Source organism: Ornithinibacillus contaminans (assembly GCF_001038425.2).
GTDB lineage: Bacteria > Bacillota > Bacilli > Bacillales > Amphibacillaceae > Ornithinibacillus > Ornithinibacillus contaminans.
Genome location: NZ_LDPV02000019.1, coordinates 22678 through 32837 on the forward strand (window position 1 = coordinate 22678; position 10160 = coordinate 32837).

General features: G+C 38.1%; 8 protein-coding genes. 1 reads left to right on the forward strand and 7 read right to left on the reverse strand.

Annotated elements, in window-relative coordinates; genetic code table 11:
• Positions 1-52: 52 nt before the first annotated feature.
• From JF53_RS04025 to JF53_RS04055, 7 genes are all read right to left on the reverse strand, one after another.
• The gene (locus tag JF53_RS04025) at positions 53-718 is read right to left on the reverse strand and encodes a hypothetical protein (protein ID WP_047981074.1); all 666 of its coding nucleotides are present in this window, start codon (positions 716-718) and stop codon (positions 53-55) included.
• A gap of 177 nt (positions 719-895) precedes the next feature.
• Entirely contained in the window at positions 896-1777 is an 882-nt protein-coding gene (locus JF53_RS04030; protein WP_047981073.1) for a ComEC/Rec2 family competence protein, read from the reverse strand.
• A 172-nt stretch (positions 1778-1949) separates the two neighbouring features.
• Positions 1950-4091 carry an ATP-dependent Clp protease ATP-binding subunit gene (locus JF53_RS04035; RefSeq protein WP_047981072.1) on the reverse strand — a complete coding sequence of 714 codons (2142 nt, stop codon included), beginning with the start codon at positions 4089-4091 and terminating at the stop codon, positions 1950-1952.
• Positions 4092-4402: 311 nt separating this feature from the next.
• Positions 4403-5986, reverse strand: coding sequence for an acyl-CoA synthetase MbcS (mbcS, locus tag JF53_RS04040; protein ID WP_047981071.1), 1584 nt, complete (start codon positions 5984-5986; stop codon positions 4403-4405).
• Positions 5987-6098: 112 nt separating this feature from the next.
• Positions 6099-6899 carry a delta-lactam-biosynthetic de-N-acetylase gene (pdaA, locus tag JF53_RS04045; RefSeq protein ID WP_047981070.1) on the reverse strand — a complete coding sequence of 267 codons (801 nt, stop codon included), beginning with the start codon at positions 6897-6899 and terminating at the stop codon, positions 6099-6101.
• Between the two features lie 55 nt (positions 6900-6954).
• Positions 6955-8259: a Na+/H+ antiporter family protein gene (locus JF53_RS04050; protein WP_047981069.1), complete on the reverse strand. Its 1305-nt coding sequence runs from the start codon at positions 8257-8259 to the stop codon at positions 6955-6957.
• 139 nt (positions 8260-8398) lie between these two features.
• Positions 8399-9193: a YfkD famly protein gene (locus JF53_RS04055; protein WP_047981068.1), complete on the reverse strand. Its 795-nt coding sequence runs from the start codon at positions 9191-9193 to the stop codon at positions 8399-8401.
• Between the two features lie 180 nt (positions 9194-9373).
• Here JF53_RS04055 and JF53_RS04060 point away from each other — a divergent pair, with 180 nt between their 5' ends.
• Positions 9374-10129: a helix-turn-helix domain-containing protein gene (locus JF53_RS04060; protein WP_053351188.1), complete on the forward strand. Its 756-nt coding sequence runs from the start codon at positions 9374-9376 to the stop codon at positions 10127-10129.
• Positions 10130-10160: the final 31 nt, after the last annotated feature.

A 10160-nucleotide genomic window follows, 5' to 3' on the forward strand; every position in this document is an offset into this window, starting at 1 on the left:
AAAAGCTCGTGGAGAATAGTGATTGAGTTCTCCACAAGCTTTGCGTTTTATTTTAGTTATGAACATTTAGCATTTCGATTAATTCTATAATTTTGGCATCGTCACCCGGGTCAACATAAACTAGTTCCGGATGTTCGATAATATTCTTCATATCTTCTCGAACCTTTTCTTTGTCAATATCCTCTGACGGAAAACCTCCATACCAGCTAATCGGTACGTTATATACATTAATTGTACCGTCACCATTTCCGCTATATGTTACCATTCCATCTACTAAGCGCGAACCACGTAATTGAATCACATCTTCAGGATACGTCACACTGGTGTCATCTTCTGGATCGAGTGGCGATCCAGCTTGAATATGTTGAACATGTAATTCATCTATTGCTGGATTTGGACCAAGTAATAGCCAAACACGAGCATATTCAATTTGCTCACTAGAATACTGTGCTAGTGGATTGGTAGTTGTTTCGGATGAGGTATTAGTAGTATCCTTTTCCGAAGAGACGTTAACAGTTGAATCGTCCTTGTCAGCATCTAGTTCCTCCACTTCGCTTGTTGCTAGATTTGTATCCTCCTTGGAACCATCATCTGTTGATTCAATACCAGCGCTTTTATCAATGGAATCAGCTTTCCCCTCTTCATTCGAATTGCTGCTACAGCTTGCTAGTATAAATAAAGCTATACTAATACCAAAAATAAGCATTACGTTTTTCATATATTAACCAATCCTTTCACGATGTGTTACTCTTAGGTCCTATTGCACTATTGCTGCCTTGCCTATTCTATTATTCTATCATATCATTCTGACACGTTTTAACGATTTTCATTTCATAAATATCCCATTACCAAAACAATCACACAGAAATACACAGGCGCATTTCCGTGTGATAAATTAACCAATACTATCTAATATCCCATTTAATGGTGTCTTTTGTGGGAAAATAAAATAATTCTCTCCATCTGTGTGTACGACAAGATCACCATAGACAGCTGTTGAATAAATTTCAGCATTAAGTTCAAATAGCTTTTCAATTACTCGATTGACCGGGTGTCCAAAATCATTGTATTTACTATAGGTTAGAACCGCAACGTCTGGATCAACATGTTCCAAAAACTTACTAGAGCTACTCGTTTTGGAGCCGTGATGGGCTATTTTTATAATCTCCGATCGGACATCAAATTTCTTGGCAATTTCTTTCTCTTGTTTATCTTCAATATCTCCTAAAAATAAAAAATCAATATCGTTATAGCTTAACTTTAGCGCGATGGATGATTGATTATTATTCTTCCGTTTCCCATAAGCATTCAAGATTCTAATATCTAATAAGGAATCAAGCGGTATATACTTACCGACTTTTGCGACGGTCATTGGAATCTCTTGCTTTCTAATTTCATTCATATAATTCGCGTATGTAATGGTTACATGTAGCTTACCAGAATCCAAAATACGTTTTACTTCAAATGCTTTCATAACTGCTGGTAATCCACCAATATGATCACGGTCTGGATGAGTGGCAATGATTAAATCCAGTGTTTCTATTCCGAGATCCTTTAAATACTGTACAACCTTTTTTCCAGCCTTAGGTGGGCCACCATCAATTAAAATATTCTTGTTGTTAGGTGTTTGAATAAACATGCTATCCCCTTGACCAACATTAATGAAATGAACTTCCATCTTGGGACTTGGTTGGCTGTAGACAGGCGAGGAATCTAGCACTGAAACCAATAAAAAAAACACCAGCAAACCTGCCGTATATCGTATGTATTGCTGCATGACAAATACATCCTTTTTAACGTTTTCTCTTTTATCTTTTCACGGTTTAGTAGAAATATTTATCGATTGACGGATTGTAAAAAGGATGTAAATTTTAAAGCAGAGATTTAATTGAAAAATAAAAATGCCGTCCCAGGTAGATTTGACCTACTTGAGACAGCAATTCAAATGATTATGCAGTTTTCACCTGTATTTCACCATTTTTAACAGATACCTGAACTTTTTCTAGTTTCTCATTTTCAAGTAAAAGATCTGTTAATGGATCTTCAATCTTATCTTGTATCACACGACGTAATGGACGCGCACCGAATTTTGGATCGTAGCCTAATTTAACCAGTGCCTTTTTCGCCTCATTCGTAATCGAAATGTCCACTTCATTTTCCTTCAAGGTATCTTCAAGCTCATTAAGCATTAAATCAACAATGCTTACCAAATGTTCCTCTGCTAATTCTTTGAAGGTAACTATCGCATCAAAACGGTTTAAAAACTCTGGTTTAAAGTATGCACTCAAGTTTTCTAACGTAGTCACTGATTCGTGTGTGTCTTTATTGAATCCAACATTGATTTGTTTAATTCCTGAGCCCGCATTACTTGTCATGATAATAACTGTCTCTTTAAAGCTTACCTTACGACCTTGTGAGTCTGTTAGGTGACCATCCTCCATAATTTGCAAGAACATATTTTGCACATCTGGATGTGCCTTTTCAATTTCATCAAGCAATATAATGGAGTATGGATTACGGCGCACTTTCTCTGTTAACTGGCCAGCTTCCTCATGACCAACATAGCCAGGAGGTGATCCGATAATTTTAGAAACAGAATGTTTTTCCATATATTCACTCATATCTAGTCTAATCAAGGAATCACGTGAGCCAAATAATTCCTCTGCCAGTGCCTTCGTTAGCTCCGTTTTACCAACACCTGTTGGACCTACGAAAAGGAAGGAACCAATCGGACGATATTTCGATTTTAAGCCTGCACGACTACGACGGATTGCTTTGGCAACCTTGTCTACCGCTTCATCCTGTCCAATCACTTTTTCACGAAGGCTTTCCGCCATATTTTTCATTTTCGCTTGCTCGTCCGCTTGTAGTTTTGTAACAGGGATTCCGGTTTTTTCCTCTACGATTAATTGGATATCCGAAATATCCACATCGATTACTTGTTCTTCCCCTTTTGCTTTTTCTAGTTGCTTTTGTAATTGAATTTCTTGATAACGAAGGTTTGCTGCGCGTTCATAATCTTCTTTTTCAGCTGCCGCTTCTTTTTCCTTCACAATTTCATCTATTCGTTGTTGAATCGAGTTAGAGTCCTTTTGTGAGTTTGATAAATTCAAGCGTGAACCAACTTCATCCATCAAGTCAATCGCTTTATCGGGTAAGAATCGATCTTGAATATAGCGTGCAGATAATGTAACAAAGGCACGAATTGCTTCTTCGGAATAGCGAACCTCATGAAATTTTTCATAACGGTCTTTTATACCAAATAAGATTTGAGTTGCTTCTTCGATAGTCGGCTCTTTTACAATAATCGGTTGGAAACGACGCTCAAGCGCTGCATCCTTTTCAATTTTTCGATACTCTTTTAAAGTTGTTGCACCGATAACCTGCAGTTCACCACGAGCAAGTGCAGGCTTTAGAATATTCCCAGCATCCATCTGTGATCCTTCTGCAGTACCAGCACCTACTAATAGATGGATTTCATCAATAAACAAAATCGTATCCTGGCGCTCTTGAAGCTCCTGAATCAGCCGTTTCATCCGTTCCTCAAATTGACCACGAACACCAGTATTGGCAACTAAAGAAGCGACATCCAGAATATATACTTCTTTATTGATTAGCTTGGCTGGAACGGTTCCTTCTGCTATTTTAAGTGCTAGTCCTTCTGCAATGGCTGTTTTACCAACACCAGGTTCTCCAATTAGAACAGGATTGTTTTTATTTCTCCTATTTAGGGTTTCGATTACTCGTTTTACTTCTTGGTCACGGCCAATGACCGGGTCAACTTCTCCAGCTCTTGCAGCATTGGTTAGGTTTTTACCTAATTGATCTAGTAGCCCATTACGCTTCGTAGACTTTTGCTTCGTCTTTGTCGCTGTATTGGCTGCACCATTACCTTGAAAGAAATTTGATGTAAATTCATCATTATTTTCTCCACTGAAAAACGGGTTAGAGAATATTCCATTTGCATTCATCATATTTTCTTGGATTTCTTGGAAACATGAATTGCAAAGGTGCATCTGCATCTTTTCATGATTCATTTGCATCGCCATATTAACGTTTGCTTCATTTACACCACATTTTTGACATTTCATCTTCCATTCCTCCTAATTAATATCAGCTTTATTCATCAAATTTGACTTTGACTATCTTTGACCTTACACCCATATTATACTCTGACCATTTTTGACTTTCAAGTAGTTTGATTGATTTTTTTCTGCTGATGTTTACATATGGAGGAACTACTGACCCTCCCAGCACACCAAAATAGGCTAGGACATAAGTTTTTATGATTGGATAAAATCCGAACGTTGGTGCACGATACCCCTCTGGGAATCAGTGCACTGTTCGTCCTTTCATCTTCTCATTTTACTTATGTCCCAGCCTGTTCCATAAAAACTATTACTTAAATCTGGTTCTTTTCTAACTCCGCGTTTCGGAGCTCTACTCGTCTAATTTTTCCTGAGATTGTTTTCGGTAGATCATTAACAAATTCAATTTTTCTCGGATATTTATATGGTGCAGTCAAACTTTTTACGTGATTCTGCAGTTCATTAACTAACTCTGCCCGGTCCTGCTCAACATTTCCCTTCAACACGACATACGCTTTTACGATACTTCCTCGGATTTCATCTGGACTGGCGATGACCGCACATTCTTGAACAAGCGGATGTTTGACCAAGGCATCTTCTACTTCAAACGGACCGATTGTATAACCGGAGCTAATGATGATATCATCACTTCTTCCTTCAAACCAGAAGTAGCCATCTTCATCCTTTCTTGCTTGATCTCCAGTAATATAAAAATCCCCTCTTCTTGCACTTTCTGTCTGCTCTGGATCCTTGTAATACTCCCGGAATAGCGCAGGACTATTTAATCGTAGGGCAATATTACCGACTTCATTAATGGCTACTGGTTCCCCGAATTCATCTACAATTTCTACATCATTACCAGGGGTTGGTTTGCCCATTGATCCTGGCCGTACCTCCATGTCTTTCATAATACCTAAAAGCAAGGTATTTTCGGTTTGACCATAACCATCCCGAACTGTGACATCGAAATATTTACGAAATGTATCAATCACCTCGACATTTAACGGTTCTCCTGCAGATACGGCACTATGTAAGTATGGAAGATGAAAAGCATCTAAGTCATCTACTTTCGCCATTAATCGGTACTCTGTAGGGGTACAACATAAAACATTTATTTGATGGTCCTCTAATAACTGTAAATATTTCGTAGCATCAAATCGACCATTGTAAATAAATCCCGTAGCGCCTGTTCCTAAAACAGATAAAAATGGGCTCCAAATCCACTTTTGCCAGCCTGGACCAGCGGTAGCCCATACCTTATCACCCTTCGATACACAAAGCCAGTTTTCAGGAGCTGTTCGTAAATGGGCAAAGCCCCAGCCATGGGTATGGACAACACCCTTTGGATTTCCCGTTGTGCCAGAGGTATAGGAAATAAATGCGATATCCTCTCGATTTGTTTCCACTATTTCTAGATTACTGGAGGAATCCTCCATTAATCCATCCAAGTAATGCCAACCATCCACCGGTTTTCCAATCGCAAATTTAAGAAGCCTGTCATACTCCTGTATATCCGCATATTGATCTGCAAAGGTATGATAGCTAACTACCCCATTAACTTCCCCGTGCTGCACGCGATATTGTAAATCCTTTGTCTTAAGCATTTCCGAGCTTGGTACAACTACAATCCCTGTCTTTAAAGCAGCAAGGTATACTTCATAAGCCTCGATTCTGCGCGGAATCATGACAAGAAGCTTATCTCCTTTTTTCAGTCCACTTTCCAAGAAAACGTTTCCAATTTTATTTACATTCCTCATTAAATCACCATATGTGATGTCCCGTTTTCCGCCGTTCTCATCCTCCCATATTAATGCCTTCCGTCCAGCATCCTTGGCGTGATGTTCAATTTCCATGACAATGTTATAATCCTGTGGAGCAATGAGATCTTCCCGTTTCATATCAATCAACTCCTTCTCATTAATTTATCATCTACTATAACAAAAATTCGGAAATTTTAAAATAAAAACTTTCTACTCCAATGAAAAAACGGGACAATAGCCCCGTCGCATGTTAATACCCATATATAGGTTCTGGTAGTTTATCCTTGATAACAAAATCGTCTAAGCTCTTGAACTGGTAACCATCTGCCTTTAAATCCTGAATTAGCTTTTCTAGTGCCTCAGCATTATCAGAGGAGACAGCATGTAACAGAATAATAGCGCCAGGATGTATTTGTTGCATGATCTGTTCATAGGATCGTTGCCAGCCCTTCTGTGAATACGTATCCCAATCAATTATCGCAAGTGACCAAAACACATGAATATACCCTAGTTCATTTGCCCATTTAAGGGTTTGTTCATTAAACATCCCTTTTGGTGGGCGAACATATTTAATATCATCTTGTTTGGAAACGTCAGCAACAGCCGCTTCTAAGGTTTCCAATTCACGCTTCATCACTTCTTTTGTCAAAATCGTAAAATCTGGATGGTGATAGGAATGATTCCCAATAATATGCCCTTCTTCAGCCATACGCCTAATTAACGTCGGCTGACTATCAACATAATGACCTGTAACAAAAAATGTAGCTGGTACTTTTTCCTTCTTTAATACATCTAATATGTCTGGTGTATATCCTTCCTCATAGCCATTATCAAACGTTAAGTAAATATTTTTTTGACCAGATTCATCTACATAATACGCACCGTTTTCTTTTAAAATATCACGATACTTGCCTACATCTGGTATTTCGTGTTTCAAGTTTTTTTTGTAGCCCCAACCATAGCCCATTGCCTCTGTATGATTAATTTCTAACAGAAAAAAGGCAAGAAAAAATAGCAAGGTAGTGGTGATAACAACATAAATTCTTTGCATAACAACCCACCTATTTTTTTCTTACCTTTTCCTTAATGCCTAAGTTTTATGCAATTTATAAGAAAAGTGCCGCTGCCCACCCGAAGATGAACAATGGAATATTGAAGTGTATAAAGGTAGGGACACATGTATCCCATATATGATTATGCTTCCCGTCTGCATTTAGCCCCGATGTTGGCCCAAGCGTACTATCTGAAGCAGGCGAACCAGCATCTCCAAGTGCTCCAGCAGTACCAATTAAGGCAGCTGTCGCTAATGGTGAAAAACCTGCTGTTAAACAAATAGGTACAAATAACGCTGCGATGATTGGAATAGTACCGAACGAGGAGCCAATTCCAATGGTAATGATTAAGCCTACTAGTAATAATACAAACGCAATTAATGCTTTATTTTCCCCTAAATAGCTAGAAGACACTTCAACTAATGCAGAAACAGCGCCAGTCTCCGTTAAAATATTTCCATACCCCGCTGCGACTAGCATCACAAACGCAATCGTGCTCATCATACGAACACCATCAGCAACAATGTCATCACCTTTTTTAAATGGAATAACCAAAAATACAAACATCATAATAAGTCCTGTAAGCGCACCAATTATAAGATTATCGGTAATAAGCTGAATCACTAACGCACTTATAATCGCAATAATGGTCAAGAAGTGCTTCGTATTGAATGTAATCTTTTCTGGTTCTGCTGTGACGGCACTGTCACCAATAACATCAGAAACCATTTCCTTATCCTTTCGATAGGTGAAAAAGACAGCAATCAATAACCCGGCCACTAATCCTAATCCAGGAATAATCATTGATTTTGCAACCTCTGTCATGGTAATCTCAGCACCGTTTTGTACCATTCCATCATAGATGATTTTATGGAAAATAAGTCCAAATCCTGCCGGTATCATGACATATGGTGCCTTTAAACCAAAAGTCAAAGCAACCGCTACACCACGGCGATCCACACGCATCCTATCAAATAATTTTAATAACGGTGGAATCAAGATAGGAATAAAGGCAATATGTACCGGCACAACGTTTTGTGACAATGATGCCACGCCGGCGATTACTAATAGGAGCATCGTCTTTTTCCCAGTAAGGATTCGAATCAAATAGTTGACCAATAAATTCATGATACCTGTATAGCTTATAGCAACCGCAAACGCTCCAAGTAGAATATAACTTAATGCCGTATTGGCTTGATTTCCCATGCCACCGACAAGCATTTCAACTGCTTCAACAAGATTTAACCCTGCCATAAGACCTGCTACAACCGCAGCAATAATAATAGAAATAATAACATTAACACGTAATAAACTTAAGACTGTCAACAATAAAACAGAAATAACTAACACCCAAGCCATCGTTTCTCCCCCAATTTAACTTTAATACTTTACTATGATAAAGCATTAAAGTGTTTAAATCAACCCTTTTTATGAAAAATTAAAACCCAAACGAAAAGCCCTGTTATCAACGAAGATTCCAGAGCCTTTGTAGCCATGATTAATTTATTTCTAATGAGAATGACACATGGTCTTGAATTGGAATCCATGCTCCAATACCTTGCTTCGTTACATTCTTTATGACTAGTGTTTTTTTCGTACCCTTCAGACCAATGTATACTTCTCCAAAGGTTACTTGTCCCTTCTCATTTACCGCTGGTGCATAGGCATGTAAGTAACCATATTTCTGAACCGGAACACTATAGGAGTTTTCTTTCTTCGTACCATGACCGATCGTTGTCGTGAAAGAAAGCGGAAGTTTTGTATGTTGCTTTGCTTTCATAATCATCATTTGCTTCACATCAGCATCATTAGCAATTTTATTCGTTAGAGCACCTTTAATTTCCTTTTGCTCCTGCTGATTATAATTTAATTTCTGACTATCTTTTCCTCCAATATTGTTGACTTCATTTACATTAATCTTTTGGTATTCCCAGTTAATATTCGTATCATTCGATTCGTAACTCAGTGGCCAACGTCCTAAGAAGATCATGCCACGATAACCGATTGCAATCGGTGAAGGATCAATCGATGTCTCATTCAGCATTTTAATTAAATTAGGATTGGTTATCGGAACTTCAGTACTACCAATTAATTCCTTGGTTAAATCACTCGGCTCAATGACCTCTTCGTCCTCCGTTGAATTCGGGTACGTGTTCTCTTTCGCAATATCAAGCACATGACTCGGAATAGAAAATTCATCTTTTTTTGCTTTCTTTTCCGCACCTGAAGCAAATAAAGGAAATTGAATCGCAAGAAGTAATGTCATTAATGCTAGGAAATATTTCTTGTTCATATGCCCATTCCTCTCTTTTTGCCATTAGTTTTTTCGTGCACGTATCTTTTTATACATGAACCAAAATTATTGTCTTTTTCAAGGGCAATACAGAAGTAAAATCAAAAAAGGAGACTAGCTTGATATGCTCCCCCTAAAGTAGACACCAAAAAAACAAAACTACTTTAGGGGGAGTTTTTTATGCGTTCTAATAGTAAACATTCTGTTGATGAACTTGAAAGATATATTCAAATGTACCTTGATGAAGGATGGAGCTATCGGGAGTTAAGTGAAAAGAAGGGTCTGCTGTTAAGTAAATCGGTATTTAATAAAAAAGTGCTGAGATACCAAGAACAGGGGATTAGAGGCATTCAAACGAAGAGGAGAAATAATAAATATAGTAAAGAGTTTAAGGACTTGATCGTTAAAGAACGCATCGAACAAGGCACACCTTTCATACAGTTAGCTCGCAAGTATGGTATTCCGAATGATAGTACTGTTCGAAATTGGATCATCAAGTATACTGAGGGGGAGGAATTAAAAACTTATTCTCCAAAACCCGAGGTGTATACAATGAAAAGTAGAAAAGTGACGCATGAAGAAAAAGTTGAGATTGTCAAAGCATGTTTAGCCAATAACTTATCTTATAAAGACACAGCTGAAAAATATCAGGTTTCTTATAATAATATTTACTCATGGGTTCAAAAGTACAAAGCGCATGGTCCTGATGGACTGGTAGATGGACGAGGCCACGGAAAGCCAGACAAGATCCAAACAGATGAAGAAAAGTTACGAACAGAAATTGCAGCATTAAAAGCACGAAATGAGTACCTTGAAACAGAGAACGCTGCGCTAAAAAAGTTAGAAGAAGTGGAAAGAGAGTTGATGTTACGCAAACGCGGTATGAGGCAGAGTACCAAACAATCAAAAAGCTCGAAAAAAAGGGGTTCAAAATAACCATACTATGTGAAGCATTAGGTGTGAGTCG

What these genes read in the sequence shown, in the direction of transcription:
- JF53_RS04055 (WP_047981068.1), bottom strand. Translation starts at nt 9,193, where the DNA reads ATGAACAAGAAATATTTCCTAGCATTAATGACATTACTTCTTGCGATT.
- JF53_RS04030 (WP_047981073.1), bottom strand. Translation starts at nt 1,777, where the DNA reads ATGCAGCAATACATACGATATACGGCAGGTTTGCTGGTGTTTTTTTTA.
- mbcS (WP_047981071.1), bottom strand. Translation starts at nt 5,986, where the DNA reads ATGAAACGGGAAGATCTCATTGCTCCACAGGATTATAACATTGTCATG.
- JF53_RS04025 (WP_047981074.1), bottom strand. Translation starts at nt 718, where the DNA reads ATGAAAAACGTAATGCTTATTTTTGGTATTAGTATAGCTTTATTTATA.
- JF53_RS04050 (WP_047981069.1), bottom strand. Translation starts at nt 8,259, where the DNA reads ATGGCTTGGGTGTTAGTTATTTCTGTTTTATTGTTGACAGTCTTAAGT.
- JF53_RS04060 (WP_053351188.1), top strand. Translation starts at nt 9,374, where the DNA reads ATGCGTTCTAATAGTAAACATTCTGTTGATGAACTTGAAAGATATATT.
- pdaA (WP_047981070.1), bottom strand. Translation starts at nt 6,899, where the DNA reads ATGCAAAGAATTTATGTTGTTATCACCACTACCTTGCTATTTTTTCTT.
- JF53_RS04035 (WP_047981072.1), bottom strand. Translation starts at nt 4,091, where the DNA reads ATGAAATGTCAAAAATGTGGTGTAAATGAAGCAAACGTTAATATGGCG.